Here is an 18,019-nt window from a genome sequence, read left to right on the forward strand (position 1 = left end):
GCGATGAGCCGCGCCTCCTCGATCAAAGTGCCGGCGAATGGCCGGGAAAGCCGGAATGGGACGGTAGATTTCACACTCTTTGCTCTCTTCCTCGAAGCCCGGCGCATCCATCGCGGCAAGTCGCCGACGCGCGTGGCGAGGGAGGCGGATGTCGAGGTCGACGCCGTGTTTCGCGCCGCGCGCGGCCGCGATCCGGGCGCCGATGAGTTTCTCGCGCTCTGCGCCTGGATCGGCGAGGAGCCGGCTTTGTTTCTCAAAAAGGAGGTCAGGCATGGTCAGGCTCGCTGCCTATGACTATCGCGAATTGGGCAAGCTGTTGCGGGCGAAACTCAATGAAGACGGCCGCGGCTGGCGCGCCTGTGCCGGCGACATCGGGGTAAGCGCCTCCGACCTTTCGCGGATCTGCAACGGCCAGAGCGTCTCGGCGCCCAAGGTCATCGCGGTGTCCGACTGGCTGAGGCTCTCCTTCCGCGCCTTTTACCTGCCGCCTCCGGCCGTGCCGAAGCCGGACATCGCCGAAGTGTTTCACGGGAAGAGCACTGAAACGGAAAGGTCGGTCGATGTCTGAGATGCCGGCAATCTTCGGCAGGCCGGAAGGCATCTGCCCGCGCAAGCTGTTCCGCCTGCCGCTGCCCATGCAGGCCGAAGGCGTAAGGCTGCTGTTCGAGATGGGGCAGAGTATGGCGCAAGTAACGGCTCGGCTCGGGTTGTCGGCGCAACAGGTGCGAGCGCTGCTAAGCGCCGAAGGCAAGTTCACGCGCGGCGGCGAGGGGATCGGTCAGAACGAATGATCGAGCGCGAGGAAATCATAGGCGATTGCCGGCTGATCCAGGGGGATTGTCGGACCGTTCTGGCGACAATCGCACCAGTTGGCGCAGTCATCACCGATCCGCCCTTTGAAAAGGAAGCGCATACACCAATCCGCAGAACGCAAAGAAGCATTCGAGAGAACCGTCCTGCGGAGTTAGGGTTCCCACCTATCACTGCAGAACTGCGGACAAGATTGCCGGAATGGGCAGCTACCAACTGCACCGGATGGCTCCTTGCGTTCTGTCAAGTCGAAGCCGTATCCGCATGGCGGGATGCCATGCAAGCCGCAGGTCTCAAATACAAACGGGGCATGGCTTGGGTGAAGCCGGACTCCTCACCGCAGTTCAACGGCCAAATGCCGGCGCAGGGATACGAGTGCATCGCTACAGGTTGGTGCGGTCAGGGCCGCAGCAGCTGGAACGGCGGAGGGCGACGCGGCGTCTTCACCCATATCACCAATCAGCCAGACAGGGACGGGCGGCATCCGACCGAGAAACCTCTGCCGTTGATGCAAGAGTTAGTTTCGCTTTTCTCCACGCCGAGCGATGTGGTCCTCGATCCGTTCATGGGAAGCGGTAGCACCGGTGTCGCAAGTGTACGCACAGGAAGGCAGTTTATCGGCATCGAAATCAACGCGCAGTACTTCGAGGTCGCCTGCGAGAGGATCCGCAAGGCTTACGCCCAGCCGGACATGTTCGTCGACCGTCCTCCCGAGCCTCGGCAGGAGACGCTGCTTTGACCAGGGTCTCAGCAGATTTCGAAAATCTCGCCCTTCCGCACAGCCTCGAGTTGTCGCGTCACCGAGACGTGCGCCAGCCTCGCCCAACTTTCAACGGCAACTCGGGCGTCGCTAACTGGGGTGCGGCCATCATAAGCTGCGCAGCAGGCCTCGCTGGCGCTACGGTGCAGCTTGCAACGGTGTTGGAACGGCCACTCTTCCAGAAATTCGATCGCGTCCATCGCGCAGCAAATTGTCCGCAAGCCATATTCGTCGGCCACCAGGAGCGGTGGGTCGAAGCGGTCAGTCATAGCTTTCTCCGCTCGGCCGCATCGCTGCGGCCAAAGAGCAAAATTCCACCAAGTGTCGAGGGGCGCCTGTGGCGCTGTGACCGAGATATCGGAACGGCAGCCTATCGCTTCAAGGCGTTGTCGAAGCGGGGGCGGAATTGATGGAAGACACCGTCGCTCTCTTCGTCGAGGATGCGCGCGCTGTGCCGATTGAAGACGCAGCCAAAAGGCTCGCGCTGAAGTTCAGCGGCAATCGACACGAGCATCCGCAGCCATGCCCGCATTGCGGCGGCACCGACACTTTCGCATTCAACACCGCCAAGAACAAATGGAACTGCCGCGCCGGGGGCATCGGTGGCAATGACGCGATCGGCATGGCGGCGCACTGCAACGGCCTCGACCTGCACGCCAAGCAGGGCCTGCTCGAAGCCTGCTCGATCGTGCTCGACCGCGAAATCCCGGATGAAGGCGAGCGCGAAAGCGAGGAACAGCGTGCGGCGCGCCGGCGGCGGCTTGAGCAGCGCCGCCTGCAGAACGAGGCAGACGCAGCGGCGAGGGCGCGCCACCAGGAGAGCTATCGCGAAAAGGAGAGGAACAGGGCGCGCGGCGTCTACGGCGGCCTGGCGGCGCTCGGTATGGCCAGCCTGGGTCACGGCCGCGCCTATCTCGAGCGCCGCTGCGCAGGTTATCCGGACGCCACCTGGCTGCGCGTCGGCGCGGATGTGCCGTACTGGCATGGGCAGGACGAGCGCGGCAATCCGGTCGCGCTTTTCTCCGGCCCGGCCATGGTCGCGCCGTTCATCGGTCCCGACCTTTTGTTGATCGGGTGTCACATCACCTGGATCGACCTCGAGCGCGCGCCGAAATACCGGCCGTTGCTCTATGGCCTCACCAAGCAAGGGGCCGCGGCTCGCCTTGCGCATTGGGCCTTCGGCGATTCGCCGCCCATCCCCGAGCATCTCTCCGCCGGGCTCTATGAGCATTTGCCTTCCAAGAAGATGCGCGGCTCGAAGAAGGGCGGGCTGATCCCGATCGCCGGGCAGTCGGAGGCGTGTCGCTGGGTCGGAGGCGAGGGGATTGAGAATGCCGTTGCCTTCGGCGTGTGGGAGAACTGGCGCGACGACACCTTCTATTTCGCCGCCGGCGACCTCGGCAATCTTGCAGGTCCGGCCGATCCTGCCTCGCGCTTTGCGCATCCGACGCTGAAGAGGCCGGACGCCAAGGGCGTGATAAGGCCGGTGATGATCGCCGGATCGAAACCGAAGCCCGACCAGGCGACCGACGACGTCATGTGGGTGGCCGGCCATGTCGACGAGCTGGTGCTACTCGCCGACGGAGACTCAGAGCGCGTGATGACCGCGTCCGCCATGGCGCGCGCCCGTGCCAGGCATGCCCGGCGGGGCAGGTCGATCCCGATCGCCTGGCCGCGCCCTGGATACGACTTTGCAGCGATGGCTGCCGAGGCTGCAAAGAGGGCGGCGTGAGCAGGAAACCCACAATGCCGGATGATGTGGCCGCCGTGCTCGAGGAAGCGCGCCGCCAGGCAGAAGCCTATGGCAACGCGCCCCGATCCCCCTTGTCTGGCGCTCGTGAGACGCGACGGCTGCTTCCCGGCGAACCGGAGGAGCATAGCGCGCTAAACGACTGCGCGTCGGAGCCGGAAACCGACATCGGCAATGGCCGTCGTTTTCTGATCCGCTACGGCTCGCGCGTGCTGCATGTGGCGCGCGTCGGCTGGTATGGTTTCGACGGCACGCGTTGGAAAGAGGACGAGGACGGATCGGTGGTTCGGCCTCTGGCGCAGAGGACAGCCGAGCTGATCTCCGCCGAGGCAGCACTGCTGACCGCGACGGAGGATGAGGAAAAGGCCTTGGAGGCGGGCCGCAATGCCCGCCTCGAACGCAAGCGCCTCGGCCCGCCCAGAAAGGACTGGGATGCCGGGAAGCTCGGCCGGCTGATGGAGCTGGAAGACATCATCGACGCCGCCAATGAGGCGCAGAAATGCGCCAATGCGAGGAAGTCCTCGCGGCATCGCCACGCGAAGAGCTCTGCCGGCTCGTCCAAGCTGGACAACATGATGAAGGAGGCGCTGCCGCATGTCGCCCGGATGGTGGGCGACCTCAACCGAAATGTTTACGCCTTCAACTGCCGGTCCGGCACGCTGCGCTTCGTGCAAACCGAGCACGAGGAGTCCGATCCGCAGGATCCCGTCTTTGAGTGGCAGCCGCGCCTCGACCTTCACAATCCGGTTGACCTGATCTCGAAGAGCGGCGAGGCCGAGTATCGGCCGGAAGCGCAAGCGCCGGTGTTCGACGCCTTCCTGAAAGAGGTGCAGCCGGATCCCGAGATCAGGGCCTTTCTGCAGCGCTTTGCCGGCTATTGCCTTCTTGGTCTGACGGTCGAGCAATGCCTGGTGTTCTTCTACGGCGCGGGCTCGAACGGCAAGTCGACCTTCGTCGACTTGCTCTGCTCGATCTTCGGCGATTTCGCCGTGACGCTGTCGATCGACAGTTTCGCGGGCGACACCAGGCGAGGGGGCAATGAGGCGACGCCCGATCTCGCGCGCCTACCCGGCGCGCGGCTGGTGGCGGCGTCCGAGCCCGAAATGGGGGTCAAGCTCAAGGATGCGCTGATCAAGACGCTGACCGGCGGCGAAAAGATCGCGGTGCGCCGGTTGCATCAGGATTTCTTCGAGGTGGTGCCGCAGTTCAAGATCCTGCTTTCCGGCAACCATAAGCCGCGCATCGACGACACCTCCGACGGCATTTGGCGCCGTGTCTATCTGGTGCCTTGGGAAGTGCAGATCCCGAAAGACAGGATCGATCGCGATTTGCCGACCAAGCTGCGCGCCGAAGCTGACGGCGTATTTGCCTGGGCGGTGCGGGGAACGCTCGATTATCTGAACTATGGCCTGAGGCCGCCCGAAAGCGTCCTCGCCGCAACGCGCGAATATCGGGAAGAGAGCGATCCGATCGGCGCGTTCCTGCGCAACGCCTGCATCGTGACGGGCAGGGAGGACGACGAGACCTCGCCGGGCGACTTGCATCTCGGCTACGCCAACTGGGCGACGGGCGAGGGGGCGGCCGAGTTCAAGTCGTCGACCTTCTCGCGCAAGCTGCCCGATTACACGCGGCTGACCTGGCGATCGCCTGACGGCGCGATGAAGCGCTTCTGGAAGGCGAAAAGCGGTACCACGATTTACCGTGGGATCCGGGTCAAGGACGAGTTCGTGCGGCCGCCAGGACGCGATCCCGGGCCTTCGCCGGAGGCCTATGGCTATGAGGGTTGACCCTTTCCCCTCTCACGCGCCAGGGCCGCGTGGGACGGTAGGTTGGGGGTTGGAGCGGGACAGCCCGACTGAAAGGGTTCGGGAAAACAGCAGGTTAGGACGCGAGGGACGCTAGGGTCGATTGTTCCGCTTGCGCGTGCACGAGATGAGGTCAACTCGAACAGAATAAACCGGAGGGCGGGGTGTCATGTATGGCGCGAGATTCATCGTCCCTTGCGCCCCTTCCTTCCCAGCGTCCCGCCCATCCTGCTGATTTTGCTCGGTTCTGCATTTTGTCAGCTTGGGACGAAGAGCAGCGAGTTGGGTTGATAAGACTGAAATTGGGACGACGGAGAAAGTTCGGATGAAGACGGTGAACGTTGAAGAGCTGCTGACTTGGGCATTCGTGCACGAGCTGCCGAAAGGCGGCGGCGTGGAAGGTCTGGATAATCCGCATTCGGCCTGGCGCCTGCTGCAGGCTTCGTCCTGGGGCAAGATCACCAGCTTTGGTGAGCTTGGTGCGCTGATCGATGGCGGCCGCAAGGACTACGACAATTTCTGGATCGAGCAAGGTGAGCCGCACGAGGATGCGGTGACGGTGGGGCGGACGGTCGCGGCGCTGGCGGCCTGCGACGTCGTCATCTCCCCGGGCTGGAATGCACTGGCGGATTGGCCGGACACGCATGGCCTGGCCGAGCTCTATGTCGCGCGCTCGGTTGAGCGGTATCGCGCCCGTTCCCAGGCGCAACGTGGCGAGGGCATCGTCAGCCTGGTCGTCGGGACAGCCATCCTCGGACGCGAGCCGGACTGGGGCGCGGAGGCCGCCAGGGTCCGCCTGGCCGAGCGCGGCGGCAAGCCGGCATGGTTCGTGATGAAGCGCGTCACCGACAACAACGGCCAGAGCTACGAGATCGAGGTGCATGGCTATGACGAGCGGCTCAAGCGCCCCGCGAAAGGCGCCTATCGCAAATACGAGTTCGCCACAGATCCGGGCGGCGACATCATGGGCCGGCTCGACTATCAGATCTGGGTGGCGGCGCTGCGTCGGCTGGAGGCGGAGCTTGGGCCACAGCTGATCGCGCATCGGCTGGTGTTTTCCGACCGCTCGATGACGCCTTGGCTTGACGATGACAGGCCCGGCGTATGGCTGCAGGATAGCGCCGCTGACCAGCGCGTGAAAAAAACTGCCTCTGTCCGTTGACGCGCGGCAGAAACTTGACTTAGACCTGATCACGGTAAGAAAGAACTAGCCTCGGCACCCCTCGCGACCGGGGCTTTTCATTTTCGGAGCAAGAGCGTGGCCGGCCTGCTGGAGATCAGGTGGGCCGATCTGTCCGGGCTGAAGCGGCTGGACAACGCACTGGGCCGCTTGAGCGACCTGCAGCGCAGCGAGGTCCTGCGGCGCGCCGTCAACCATGTCGGCGATAGGCTGCGCACGAGGCTGACGCGAACGCTCTCGAAGCAGACCGGGCTGCCCTATCGGACGGTCCGCCGGGCCATCAAGGTCGACCGCCCCACCTACGGCAAGCTCGCCTATGCCATGCGCACACAGGGCGGCGATGTCTCGCTCAAATACTTCAAGCCTCGCGAGACGCGGGCAGGGGTGACGGCTTCGCCTTTCGGCAAGCGGCGGCTGTTTGCTGGAGATTTCACAAAGGCTGGCCGGTTTCCAAATCGCATCACTGCCAAAGGGCTGGGCGGTCACGTGTACGCCCCTGACCGGTCGTCGACCAGATGGGGCAGGGCTGTCTCCTTCGTCGATTCAGGCGTGATCATCCCCGCCGAAATGGTCAAGGGCGACACCGCCCAGGAGTTCACCGAGTTCGCCAACCGCGAGCTGCCGCCGAGGTTCATGCACGAGATCACCTTCATGCTTCCCGGCTTCTTCGACTGACCAGGGCAGGGCGGCCAGCATCGACCCGCAGACATTAGGGACCGTACGCCACACCTCGACCCCCAACGGGCAGACCCGCCCCTGGGTTTTTGCCAGTCGCACCGTCGAAAAAGTTGGGTTGTCAGGGTTGTCAGCGGCTTAAAGGAAGTTGTCTGAATGCCGCCTGAAGAGACCGTGATGGCGACGCCGGCCGATGTTGCGGCGCGCGATGGCGTCACCAAGCAGGCCGTGACCAAACTCGTGCGGCGACTGGTCGAGGAGCACGACCTTCCTGTCGAGCGGGACGTGCGCGAGCGGATCATGCGCTTCTCGCTGGCGCACTACGATCATTACCGCGGCGAGTTCGCGAGTTCCGAAAAGGTAGCGGCGGCACGCAAGGATGCGCCGTCGGCCCCCCCGGTCAATTCCAGCACCTCGCGCGACGAGGCGCTTCGGCAGGAAGCTTGGCTGAAGGTCGGGCGCGAGAAACTGCGTCGGCAGGAGCATATCGGGCAGCTCGTGCGTGCCGATCGGATGCGCGAGGCCTTGACGGTCTGCGGCCGAGAGATCCAGTCGAGCATCGCCCGGCTGCAGAACAAGGCCGACGATATGGCGCTGGCTGTTTCGCGAGAGGGCTCCCACGGCCTGCGCGTGTTGCTCCGGCAGATCGCTTTCGACCTCAACACCGAGATCGCGGATCGCCTTGCAGGCATCGTCGCGCAAGCGGCCGAGCACGACGAGGCGCTCGAGGACGAAGAGCTTTGAGCATACACGTTGGCCCCGGCCACCCGGGAGCGTTGCGCCTCGCCGGCTCGGCGCTCGCGGATGCCATCAGGCCGCGACCGCCGGCACGTTTTGGCGAGTGGCTGCCGCAGAACATCATCCTGGTCGACGGACCCAAGAAGGGAGAATTCTGGACGCTCGACGACGCGCCATATCTTGGCGAGATCGCCGACTGTCTCAGCATCGAGCATCCCTGCAACCTGGTGACGGTGCGCAAGTCCCAGCAGACCGGCGTGTCGATCCTGGCGCTGGCCTGGGCGCTTTACATCGCCGACACCGCGCCGGACAACACGATCTACGGCCTGCCGTCGATCGACTTCCTGCAGGACATGAACAGCCAGAAGCTGCAGCCGCTGATCGAGGCCTGGCAGAAGGAGACCGGCAAGCAGGTCATCTTTCCCGCGGTCAGCCGATCCGGCGCCGGCTCGACGATCTACGAAAAGCGCTTCGCCGGCGGCTCGCTGATGCTGGCCAATGCCAACGTGGCGACGGACCTGTCGGGCAAGACCACGCGCTACGGCGTCAAGGACGAGGTCTCGAAATGGCAGACCCATGTCACTGGCGACGATCCCGAGACGCTGTTCTTCGGCCGCTTCACCGCCTTCAGGCGCACGAAGTCCTACAAGATCTTCGAATTGTCGACGCCCGAGATCGACACCGGCGACGAGCTCGGCGATGCGCAGGGGCACTGCCGGATCGACCGATCCTTCAAACGTTCGGACCAGCGCTTCTGGAACATCGCCTGCGCCGAATGCCGCGGCCAGTTCGTCCAGTCGCATGGGGGTTTCCACCTCGATCGGCTGCATCCGCACAAGAGCTTCTATGTCTGCCCGCATTGCGGACATATCGTCAGCGAGACGGAGAGAGTCATCGGCGTCCGCAACGGGCGCTACATCGCGACCCAGACTGGCCCCGACCGGCATCCCGGCTTCCATGTCGATGCCTTCATCTCGCTGATGATGAGCTACGAGGCCATCGCGGAAGACGTGCTCAATCAGGCCAAGCCCGGCGGGCTCGGCGAAAAGGGCATCTTCAATCTGGTCTACGGTCTTCCGGCCAAGGTGAAGGGCAACGCGCCGGAATACGAGCGGCTGATGGAGCGCCGCGAGGCCTTCGCGGAAATGAAGGTCCCGGCGGAAGGGCTTATCGTCGTCGCCGGCGCCGACGTCCAGCACAACGGCATCTGGGCCGTCGTCGTCGCCTTCGGCGAGGACAGGCAAAGCTGGGTGCTCAGCGTTCGCTACTTCGAAGGGACGACCGACAATTCTGGGGAGGGCGCCTGGACGAAGCTCGACGAGTTCTTCGCCAAGCCGCTCGACGATGCCTTCGGCGGCCAGCGGCGGCTCGAGGCTCTGGCGGTGGACGGCGGCGACGGCGGCCGCACCAACCAGGTGCTGGAATGGTGCCGCCGCCGCGCCAATGCCTACGCGGTCAAGGGTGTGGGCGGACGCGGCGTACCGGCGATCAGCGTTCCGGCCAAGAAGTCGGTCACCAAGCGCGGCAAGCGCAAACGTTTCGGCAGCGCCATGCTGTGGCCCGTCGGCACCTGGGGCTTGAAGGGGGAGCTGTTCGCTAATCTGCACAAGCTCGGGCTTCGCTCCGGCGAGCCGGCAGATCCGCCCGGCTATGTTCATTTCGGCGATTTTCTGCCCAAGGAATATTTCCTGCAGCTCACGGCCGAAGCCTTCGTGGCCGAGGTCGTGCGCGGCAAGTTCCACGAAGAATGGAAGCGGCTGCGGCCGGACAACCACTGTCTCGACGCGCATGTCTACGCCATGGCCATGGCCGAGATGCTTGGCCTTTCCACCAGGCGTGCGGACGACTGGGCGGCGGTGCGGAAACGGCTGCAACCGGCGCCCGAGCCCGACTTGCTCAACGGCCTGACCTTCGCCGACCCGAATATGGAGGCGCCGGCGGGGAGGACGAACGACGCAGCCTCGCAAGCCCGTCGCCAGAAATGGAAAAACCGAAGATGAAGTTGCTGGACAGGATATTCGGCAGGGGAGGCGCATCCGCTCGGCGCCCGTCCCCGCAGGCTGGGTATCTGCGCGACAGCCGCTCGAGGATCCTGTCGACGCGCGGCGCGGCGCTGCGCGACCATCGCGACGAGGTTCGCACCGCCTGGCGGCGGGCCGCCGGGCTGGCGATGGACATCATCCAGAATTCGGGCCGGCTGCGCGGCGCCGTCGACCAGGTCATCGCCGATACGGTCGGCGTCGAACTGATCCTCAGCCCAGCGCCCGACCTGTCGGCGCTCGGTTACGACAAGCAGGAGACGGACGAGTTCATCAAGCTGCTGAAAGCCGCGTGGAAGCGCTGGGCTTGGAACGCGCGCGAATGCGACCTCAAGGGCAAGTTCATCGTACCGCAGAAGGTCGATATCGCGCTTCGCCACGACGTCGTCTACGGCGAAGCCCTGGCTCTGATGGACTACATGTCCGTCCTCGAACGCCGCCGCTACGGCATCGCGTCCGGAACCAAGATGTGCCTGACGACGCCGACCGCGTTGGTCCAGGATACCAGCGAGATCGAGGGTCTCTACCAGGGCGTCATCCATGACCCGAACGGGCGCCCGATCGCCTATCGACTTGCCGAAAGGGAGGCCGGCATTGTCGTCAAGCGCGACCACACGGCTTATGACGGCGAGGGTCGCCAGATGGTCGCCCATGTCTTCGACCCGATGGACAGCAACGACGTTCGCGGCATTTCGCGCCTGGTCACGGCGTTCCGCGAATATCTGCAATGGGAAACACTGGTCGACGTTACGATCCAGACCGGGATCCTGCAGACCGTCTTCGCCCAGGTATTGACCAGCGAAAGACCATCGGCGGAGGCTTTCGAGGGCCTGGAAGCGCTCGGCGAGAGCCAGGACGGCAAGGCGCTTCGCGACGAGTTCCGCGACTATTTCCTCGCCGTGATGGACAAGGCGGCGGAAACCGAGATTTCCGTCGGCACCGATCCGAAACTGTCGCATCTGGCGCCCGGCGAGAAGCTGGAATTGATGTCGACCGGCATTCCTGGGCCGCAGTTCCTGCCGGTGTCGACCGAGCTGCAGCGCGGCATGGCCAGGGCCATCGGCATCAGCGTCGCCAGCTACACGATGAACTATGAGGGCGCGACCTATTCCTCGACCCGGATGGAGGGCGCTTCCCTGCATCCGGTCGTCACCCGCCGGCGCGAGCGCATCGCAGCGCCGATCTGCCAGCTCGCTTACGAGCATCTGGTCGACGAGTTGATCGGCACCGGCCGCCTACCATTCAAGGGCGGTTTTGAGGCCTTTAGGGCCAACCGCGACAAGGTGCTGTGGGCCAGCTGGCAGGGGCCGGCCAAGGCAACCGCCGACGACCAGAAGAGCGCCAAGGCCGCGACCGAGCGACTGCTCAACGGCACCTCGACGCCGGACATGGAATGCGCCGAGATCGGCGCCGACGCGGAGGAGGTCTTCGAGCGCCGACTCTACTGGCACAAGCGCTATGCCGATGCGGGCATGCCGTCGCCTTTCGTCCGGAACGCCGGCGATCCGAAGGACGACGTCATTCCGGCCGAGAAATCGCCGAAGTAAAAGGAAGACGCCTGATGGCTACCCTCGTCACCATCAATGGCGTCGCCGTCGACCAAGACGACCCCTGCGCGCTCTATCAGGCGCTTTATGCGACAAAGCTGCGGATGCTCGCCGGCGAGCATGTCGAAGAATTGTCGATCCAGTCGCCGGTGACACGCGAACAGATGCGATTTTCATCGGCCAATTCCAAATCGTTGGACGCCGAACTCATGCGCCTCGCCGCCGCCTGCACGGCCAAGCGTGGTCTGCGCAGCCGCTACGCGAAGCGCATCCGCTTCACCTGCTGAGGTTGCCATGACATCGCTGATCCACATTGCCGACCGGGTGCTGAACCGGCCGCTGCTGATCACGCGCGACAAGGCGGAAGTAATTCTGTCGGTTCTGGCGGGCCGCATCGGGGTCAACGCGCCCGAGGTCTCGTGCTTCGAAGGCTCCTCGGTCGTCGAAGACGAGAACGGGGCGCCCCGTGCCGCGCCATATCGCGTCACGCGCGAAGGTGTCGGCATCATCACCATTACCGGCTCCCTGGTGAACCGCGGTGCATGGGTTGGAGCGAGCTCGGGCCTGACTTCCTATGAGGGCATTGGCTAAAGCTCAAGTCAGCTGCAGCGGACCTAGCCGTCAGGTCGGTCATTCTCGATATGCATTCGCCGGGCGGCGAAGCGGTTGGTGCCTTCGAAACCGCCGCGCTGGTCCGCGATCTCGCCGCCAGGAAGCGCACCGTCGCCGTAGTCAACGGCATCGCGGCATCGGCCATGTATGCCATCGGCTCCGGCGCCACCGAGATCGTGACGACGGAAACCGGCATATCCGGCTCGATCGGCGTCGTGCTGCTGCATGCCGATTTCAGCCGGCAACTGGATCGGGAAGGCATCACGCCGACGCTCATTCACGCCGGCGCCCATAAGGTCGACGGCAACCCGTTCGAGCCGCTGTCCGACGCGGTGCGCGAGGACCTGCAGGCCGAGGTCGACGCCTTCTACGAAAGCTTTCTGACGACCGTCGCCAAGGGGCGCGGCAACCGGCTCACCGCCGCCGCGGCGCGCAAGACGGAAGCCCGCACCTTCATCGGGCAGGCGGCCGTCGATGCCGGCATCGCCGACCGAGTCGGCTCGTTCGAATCGGTCCTCGCGGACCTGACCCGCGCCCCTGGGCGCTCCACCTCGCAACCAAGGAGAACTTCCATGAGCGAGAAAGCCGGCGCGCCCGTCGCCGAAGATGATGCGGGCATCCCGGAGGCCGATCACGACGCGGCGGTGAATGCCGCGCGCGCTGAGGGTCGTGCCGACGGCGCGGCAGCCGGCGCCAGGGCGGCCTCCGACCGCCTAGTCGCGGCGCTCTCGGCGGAGGGCGTGAAGGGCGATGCCGCCCGCATGAGCGCCGTGCTCGACCTGGCGCAGAAGTCGCCCGGCATGTCCGGCGAGGATGTCGCCGCCTTCGTCGTGGCCAATGTCGCGGCTTCGAAGTCTACGGGCGAGGCCGACGCATCCGCTTATGAGAAGTCGCGGCTCGCCGCTGCGGGCCTGGCGCAGCCCGGCGCGAAAAGCGCCGAAGCGTCGCAGCAGGCGGCAAGCCGGATTCTGGCCAATTACCGCGCTTCGACGGGCGCGTCCGCCAGGCAGGGCTGAGATCCGGCTTCCACCGCAACTCGTCACTGAAAGGTTGATCATGACCAGCATTCCTTTTGCACAGCCGGGCATGGCCGCCCGGGACGTGTCCGACACCTTCACGTCCGCCGAGATCTTCAATGCGGCCATTCCGCATCCGGTTACCGAGCATTTTCCCGTGGCGGCCGATGTGGCGCTTCCTGCCTTCTCCGTCGTTGGCCTCGCGGCTTCCGGCCTCAGCCTCGCCTTGGCAACGCTTGCCTATGCGCCGGGGAGCAGGGCGAGCGGCCGGCTGGTGTTCTCCGGCGTCGGCACTGCCGACGACACAATCACCATCGGCGCGACCGTCTACACCCTCAAGGCGGCGCCGACGACCGTCGCCGGGCAGGTCAAGATCGGCGCGACGGCGGCGGAGACCGCCAGCAACCTGATCGCCGCCATACACGGCGGGGCCGGCGCAGGAGCTGCCTATGGATCGCAGACGGTGCCGCATCCAGACGTGACCGCGCAGTCGGATGCCGCCGGCATCGTCGGCATCGTTGCCAAACAGGCCGGCTCCGCCGGCAATGCGATCGCCACCACGGAAACCGGTTCGGTGACGGCCTTTGCCAATGCGACGCTCGTTGGCGGTGTCGATCAGATCGGCGTGCAGGCGATCGGCGTCACGACGGCGCCGGTGCTCGATACCAATGCCGCGCAGCGCGTCGCTATCTATCGCGCCGGCAATTTCAATCCGGACGCGCTCAACTGGGATGCCTCGTTCGACACGGACGCCAAGCGCGAGGCGGCGTTCCGGAGCGCGCCTTCGCCCACCAACATCCTCATTCGTAAGCGGCTCTGAGGCGAAGCGCGAACCTTCACGCAATCGCGGCCTCGGCCGCTCTTTTCACAAGGGCCACCACCATGGCGGACTTCGATCACTATGAACTCTGGGACACGCACACGCTTCTTGGCGTGTTCCGCGAACTGGACATTGTGCCGAGCTATTGGCTCGACCTGCTTTTCCCGAACGAGATGTCGTTCACCGACGAATATGTCGACCTGGAGAAGATCCCGCGCGCCGGCCGCAAGCTTGCGCCCTTCGTCGCGCCGATGGCGCAGGGGCGGGCGATCTATGAGGAGGGTGCTCGCGTCGAGCGCTTCAAGCCGGGCTATGTCAAGCCCAGCGATCCCGTCTCGCCGCTGCGGGCGCTCACCCGCCGGCCCGGCACCTTGCTCGGACCCAACGCGCAGTCTCCGCAGGCGCGCTACGACGCGGTGAAGGCCGACATCCTTCAATATCATCGCGTCGCGATCGAAAGGCTATGGGAATGGATGGCAGCCAGGGCTGTCATCGACGGCAAGGTCATCATCGAAGGCAAGGACATGCCTCAGCGGCTGGTCGATTTCGGCCGCGCCGCCGGCCACACCGTCGTGCTCGGCGCCGGCGCGCGCTGGGGCGATCCTGGTGTGTCCATTCTCGACGACATCCAGGGTTGGGCGGACATGATGCACGCGGCCGAGTTCGGCGGCGCGCCGAACCGGATCACGGTCGGGATCGACGCCTGGGGCGTCATACGTCGGGACGGGGAGATCCTAGCCGAAATGGACCTGACACGCCGCGGCAATGCCGACCTGACGATCAAGACCGGGCTGATGACCACCGGCGAGGTGCGCTATGGCGGCACGCTGGGCGGTGGGATCGAGGTGTGGGTGTACAAGGATTACTACACCGTCAACGGCGCTGTGATGCCGTTCATGTCACCCAAGGATGTCGTGCTCACCAGTCCGAACGTGCAGGGCTATCGCTGCTTCGGCGCCATCGTCGACGTGCACGCCAATTTCCAGCCGCTGCCAATCTTCCCGCGCAACTACATCCCGGAAGGCGACGTGGCGATCGAGCAGATCGTCACGCAGTCGGCGCCGCTCATGGTGCCGGTCAACCCGAATGCCACTCTGAAGGCGACCGTCGTCGCCTGATGGCGGCGCCGCGTTTCAACTTCTGCCACCCGAAACGATTGGAGAAGCATCATGGTCAAAGCTGTTGCTTTGAGCACCGTCCATTTGTGCAAGACGCCGGGCGAGAGAAGCCCGGAAGGCAAGACGACCAAGCGAGCCGAGATCGAGGCCAAGGCGCCCGGCGCGATCTTGGATGTCGACAAGAAGCAGCTTGACGATCTTGTCGCCAAGGGCGCTGCCCGGCCGGCCACTAAGGTCGACCTGGCGCGCGCCGACGAGTCGAGCCAGATGGATCTCGGCTAGGCCACCCGCCTGCCATACCGGAGCCTCTCATGGACATTCGTGCAGCACGATCGCGCCTTGTCCAAGAGACGCGCGCCCGCCTCGGCGATCTGATCACGGTTCGGCCCAAGATCCGGGGCGAAATGTCGGTAGCCGATGACCCGTCCCGGCCGACCATGGTCGACCTGAAGGGCCGGTTCGACATCAATCCGGACCTCGATTTCCTTAGCGGCCGCGACCGGGGCATGGCACCGACGCGATTTGCCGGCCGGCTCTGCACGATCTCGATCCCGCGCGCCGACATGGCCTGGCTGCCGAAGGATGGCGACCAGGCGGAGGTCACCAGCCGCCCGGCCGAGCCGATCTACTCGATCGTGCGCGTCGTCGACGACCTGCCCGAGGTCATCGTGTTCTATCTGTCGAATTTGAAGGCGGCCGCATGAGCCTGGTCAACGCCATGCTGCGCATGCTGGCCGTCCAGGCGCTACGCGGCAACACCATCGCCGACGACGGCGTCACCGATTCCTCGATCGAGGCGCTGTCTTCAATCATGAACGACCGGCAGGCGCCGGTCATCCTTGTGCGCATCGACGAGAGCAAATATGCCGGCCAGAACGAGGGCTTCTTTCTCACCTCCGGCACCGTGACTTTCGCGCTCGACCTGATCGTTGCCTCGACCGTCACCTATCATACGACCGATGGCCAGACGGTCAGCCAGATCGAGATCGCGCCGACCGATGCCGGGCTTGAATTCTCGCTGGACATGCTCGACCGCCAGTGGCGGCGGGTGCTGTCCGATCCGAACAACGCCTTTGCCGAAAGCTTCCGGGCGCTGGTCACGGCGATCGGCCCGGTGAAGGCTGCACGCGGCGTGGACCCGGAGGGCGGCCGCAAGCACGCCATCCGCATGGTCGAGATCGAGATCGAGCCGATCTGCGATCCTGCGCCCGGCGCGCCGCTGCCGGCCGTTATCGATGCCGCACTGACCAGGCTTGCGACCATCGCGGACTATCAGGCGGCGGTAGCCATTATGCGCACCGAATTCGCCAAGGGTGCCGACCTGACGAGCTGGCAGAAAGTGCAGTCCACCCTGATGACCACGGCCGCCGTGCCGGGCATGCTGGGCGTGGCGCCGCCGGACGCCGTCCCCGACATCGTCGAGGCCGTCGATTTCGAGAATGTCGGTACCGTGATCAACGGGGCGCAGACGGAGCTGACCGAAGACATCCTGCCGGACCCGGACCTTGGCGGGGCGGCCTGATGCACGACGCGGAACTGGTGAAGGTCATTCTCGGCCTTCAGGCCGATATCGCCGCGCTCAAGCGCATGGTTGCCAGCAACCTGCGTTTCGGCACGGTGAAGAAGGTCGATCACGACGCCAAGCGCGTGCAGCTTCTGCTGTCGGATGCCAACGGCCGCGAGTTCCTGTCGCCGCTGCGGCCATGGGGCGAAATCGCAGGCATTGAAAAGTCGTGGCGGCCGCCGACGCAAGGCCAACAGATGATGCTTGTCGCGCCGCATGGTGACATGCGCCAGGCCGTCGCGCTGCCGATGACCTACTCGGATCAGAACGCAGCGCCGTCGTCCGACCCGGGCACGCGGATCCTTTCGAAGTTCGGCGGCGCGTCCATGCTGTTCGACGGCGGCGGGGATCGCGCCGAGCTGTCGGCCTCGCGCGTCGATCTCGGCGCGGCCGAAGGGAAGAAGGTCGCACGCGTCGGCGACAAGGTCCACGTCATGTCGGGCTCCTCGACCGGCTTCTGGCCGATCGTCGAGGGATCCTCGAAAGTCTTTGCCGCCGATTAGGCCGTCAACCTGCCGGTCCGTTCAAGTTCTTGCAGAATCTGGCCTGCTTCGGTCAGCCCCACTTGGAACAAGCCCATGACCTTGATCGCCACGGTCTCGCGGTCATCCGTATGTTCGATCCTGTGGCTTGAGCAGTACCGGCTCACGGCCTCTGCCAGCATGTTGACCTCGGCGGGTTGAAGAACACCGTGTCCCGGCGCCTCGAACGGAGCAGCTCTTTGACCGCCTTCACACATACACGCACCCCACAGCCGCAACGGGACCACAGGCAGGGAATACACGCAAAAAAAGTCAGGCGCGAGTCAGACTGAGGTCCCCCCTTCTGCCAGAGCCATAGAGGCCCGACATGAAGCTCGTTGTCACCCAACGCGCGCCGCACCTTGGCCCGCCCGGCTCGACCGTCGAGATGACGAAGTCGCAGGCGGCTTATGAGCGCCTGCGCGGGCATCTTGTTCCGCACGTGACGGTGGTTGAGCCGGTGCCAAGCCAGAGCGACACCGCAGACCAGGCCGGTCTTGCCAAGGTGGTCCGGCGCGCGAGGCGCAAGCCTGCCGTCGATAGCCCGCAGGGCGGTGGACGGTGACGCAATTCGGCATGGATCGGGCGACGGGTCTGCGCCAGAGCGGCTGGGACAACGTCATTCAGGCGATCGAGATCCTGCTGACCACGCGCTATTTCGAGCGCGTCTTGCGGGAATATGTCGGAAGCCCGGTGCCAGCTCTGCTGGGCGAACTCGCGAATGTGCAGACCGTCATCCGTTTCCAGTGGTCGGTCGCGGCCGTGATCCTGCTGTTCGAGCCGCGCTTCACCCCGACGCGCATCTCGCCGCTGACGCTCGACCGCACCGGCGCGTCCGACTGGGTCATTGAAGGCGTCTATCGCCCGCGCGCGCATCTTGGCGACATGACCCCGGCCGGCACCGTCTCGCTGCGCCTCGGTCAGGCCGGTGGACAACTGATCGTAACTTCTTCTTAGCCTCACGCCGCGCACCGGCGGCTTCGCCGCCTGCGGCTCCGGCGGGGCGCGGCACGAGCCGCGACGGCCGGTCTGGCCTTGCGGGCTTCGCCCGGAAACAGGGAACA

The 18,019-nt window shown here is 65.1% G+C and carries 24 protein-coding genes; 21 read left to right on the forward strand and 3 right to left on the reverse strand.

The window, feature by feature from the left end:
* The coding region (locus P9273_RS21245) for a hypothetical protein (protein WP_278050655.1) at positions 1-273 on the reverse strand (273 nt) is incomplete at its 3' end.
* Here P9273_RS21245 and P9273_RS21250 point away from each other — a divergent pair.
* The 3 genes from P9273_RS21250 to P9273_RS21260 are packed head-to-tail and all read left to right on the forward strand — an operon-like array spanning position 272 to position 1,549.
* Positions 272-568 carry a hypothetical protein gene (locus P9273_RS21250; RefSeq protein WP_278050656.1) on the forward strand — a complete coding sequence of 99 codons (297 nt, stop codon included), beginning with the start codon at positions 272-274 and terminating at the stop codon, positions 566-568. The two genes, P9273_RS21245 and P9273_RS21250, sit on opposite strands and share 2 nt — an antisense overlap.
* Position 569: 1 nt before the next feature.
* Entirely contained in the window at positions 570-791 is a 222-nt protein-coding gene (locus tag P9273_RS21255; protein WP_278050657.1) for a hypothetical protein, read from the forward strand.
* Positions 788-1,549 (forward strand): DNA-methyltransferase, encoded by a 762-nt coding sequence (locus tag P9273_RS21260; RefSeq protein ID WP_278050658.1) that lies wholly within the window; start codon positions 788-790, stop codon positions 1,547-1,549. The genes P9273_RS21255 and P9273_RS21260 overlap by 4 nt, the downstream gene beginning before the upstream one ends.
* Positions 1,550-1,557: 8 nt before the next feature.
* Here the strand turns inward: P9273_RS21260 and P9273_RS21265 are convergent, their stop codons facing one another.
* A complete protein-coding gene (locus P9273_RS21265) occupies positions 1,558-1,839 on the reverse strand; it encodes a DUF982 domain-containing protein (protein WP_278050659.1) in 282 nt (93 codons plus the stop codon).
* A gap of 140 nt (positions 1,840-1,979) precedes the next feature.
* On the opposite strand from P9273_RS21265, the gene P9273_RS21270 reads away from it, so the two are divergent.
* The 16 genes from P9273_RS21270 (at position 1,980) to P9273_RS21345 (ending at position 16,937) form a co-directional block, all read left to right on the forward strand.
* Complete coding sequence (locus P9273_RS21270) at positions 1,980-3,302, forward strand: P4 alpha zinc-binding domain-containing protein (RefSeq protein WP_278050660.1); 1,323 nt, start codon at positions 1,980-1,982, stop codon at positions 3,300-3,302.
* Between the two features lie 14 nt (positions 3,303-3,316).
* Positions 3,317-5,107: a phage/plasmid primase, P4 family gene (locus P9273_RS21275; protein ID WP_278050661.1), complete on the forward strand. Its 1,791-nt coding sequence runs from the start codon at positions 3,317-3,319 to the stop codon at positions 5,105-5,107.
* 343 nt (positions 5,108-5,450) lie between these two features.
* Entirely contained in the window at positions 5,451-6,287 is an 837-nt protein-coding gene (locus tag P9273_RS21280) for a hypothetical protein (RefSeq protein ID WP_278050662.1), read from the forward strand.
* Between the two features lie 96 nt (positions 6,288-6,383).
* Entirely contained in the window at positions 6,384-6,980 is a 597-nt protein-coding gene (locus P9273_RS21285) for a phage tail protein (protein ID WP_278050663.1), read from the forward strand.
* A 177-nt stretch (positions 6,981-7,157) separates the two neighbouring features.
* A complete protein-coding gene (locus P9273_RS21290; RefSeq protein ID WP_278050664.1) occupies positions 7,158-7,724 on the forward strand; it encodes a hypothetical protein in 567 nt (188 codons plus the stop codon).
* A complete protein-coding gene (locus tag P9273_RS21295; protein WP_278050665.1) occupies positions 7,721-9,718 on the forward strand; it encodes a terminase gpA endonuclease subunit in 1,998 nt (665 codons plus the stop codon). The genes P9273_RS21290 and P9273_RS21295 overlap by 4 nt, the downstream gene beginning before the upstream one ends.
* On the forward strand, positions 9,715-11,304 hold the full coding sequence (locus tag P9273_RS21300; protein WP_278050666.1) for a phage portal protein: 1,590 nt from the start codon (positions 9,715-9,717) through the stop codon (positions 11,302-11,304). Before P9273_RS21295 ends, P9273_RS21300 begins: the two co-directional genes overlap by 4 nt.
* 14 nt (positions 11,305-11,318) lie before the next feature.
* On the forward strand, positions 11,319-11,591 hold the full coding sequence (locus P9273_RS21305; RefSeq protein ID WP_278050667.1) for a hypothetical protein: 273 nt from the start codon (positions 11,319-11,321) through the stop codon (positions 11,589-11,591).
* A 7-nt stretch (positions 11,592-11,598) separates the two neighbouring features.
* Positions 11,599-11,895, forward strand: coding sequence for a hypothetical protein (locus P9273_RS21310; protein ID WP_278050668.1), 297 nt, complete (start codon positions 11,599-11,601; stop codon positions 11,893-11,895).
* Positions 11,896-11,945: 50 nt separating this feature from the next.
* Positions 11,946-12,932 carry a S49 family peptidase gene (locus P9273_RS21315; RefSeq protein ID WP_278050669.1) on the forward strand — a complete coding sequence of 329 codons (987 nt, stop codon included), beginning with the start codon at positions 11,946-11,948 and terminating at the stop codon, positions 12,930-12,932.
* Positions 12,933-12,972: 40 nt separating this feature from the next.
* Positions 12,973-13,752, forward strand: coding sequence for a hypothetical protein (locus P9273_RS21320; protein WP_278050670.1), 780 nt, complete (start codon positions 12,973-12,975; stop codon positions 13,750-13,752).
* Between the two features lie 62 nt (positions 13,753-13,814).
* A complete protein-coding gene (locus P9273_RS21325) occupies positions 13,815-14,870 on the forward strand; it encodes a major capsid protein (RefSeq protein WP_278050671.1) in 1,056 nt (351 codons plus the stop codon).
* Between the two features lie 51 nt (positions 14,871-14,921).
* Positions 14,922-15,152 carry a hypothetical protein gene (locus tag P9273_RS21330; RefSeq protein WP_278050672.1) on the forward strand — a complete coding sequence of 77 codons (231 nt, stop codon included), beginning with the start codon at positions 14,922-14,924 and terminating at the stop codon, positions 15,150-15,152.
* Between the two features lie 29 nt (positions 15,153-15,181).
* Positions 15,182-15,574 (forward strand): hypothetical protein, encoded by a 393-nt coding sequence (locus P9273_RS21335; protein ID WP_278050673.1) that lies wholly within the window; start codon positions 15,182-15,184, stop codon positions 15,572-15,574.
* Positions 15,571-16,392 (forward strand): hypothetical protein, encoded by an 822-nt coding sequence (locus P9273_RS21340; protein WP_278050674.1) that lies wholly within the window; start codon positions 15,571-15,573, stop codon positions 16,390-16,392. Before P9273_RS21335 ends, P9273_RS21340 begins: the two co-directional genes overlap by 4 nt.
* Positions 16,392-16,937, forward strand: a complete 546-nt coding sequence (locus tag P9273_RS21345; RefSeq protein ID WP_278050675.1) for a phage baseplate assembly protein V — start codon at positions 16,392-16,394, stop codon at positions 16,935-16,937. The genes P9273_RS21340 and P9273_RS21345 overlap by 1 nt, the downstream gene beginning before the upstream one ends.
* Here P9273_RS21345 and P9273_RS21350 read toward each other — a convergent pair.
* Positions 16,934-17,098 (reverse strand): hypothetical protein, encoded by a 165-nt coding sequence (locus P9273_RS21350; RefSeq protein ID WP_278050676.1) that lies wholly within the window; start codon positions 17,096-17,098, stop codon positions 16,934-16,936. The two genes, P9273_RS21345 and P9273_RS21350, sit on opposite strands and share 4 nt — an antisense overlap.
* 185 nt (positions 17,099-17,283) lie before the next feature.
* On the opposite strand from P9273_RS21350, the gene P9273_RS21355 reads away from it, so the two are divergent.
* Both P9273_RS21355 and P9273_RS21360 read left to right on the forward strand, forming a co-directional pair.
* A complete protein-coding gene (locus tag P9273_RS21355) occupies positions 17,284-17,520 on the forward strand; it encodes a hypothetical protein (protein WP_278050677.1) in 237 nt (78 codons plus the stop codon).
* Entirely contained in the window at positions 17,517-17,912 is a 396-nt protein-coding gene (locus P9273_RS21360) for a GPW/gp25 family protein (RefSeq protein ID WP_278050678.1), read from the forward strand. The genes P9273_RS21355 and P9273_RS21360 overlap by 4 nt, the downstream gene beginning before the upstream one ends.
* Positions 17,913-18,019: the final 107 nt, after the last annotated feature.

The organism is Mesorhizobium sp. WSM4935 (assembly GCF_029625735.1).
GTDB lineage: Bacteria > Pseudomonadota > Alphaproteobacteria > Rhizobiales > Rhizobiaceae > Mesorhizobium.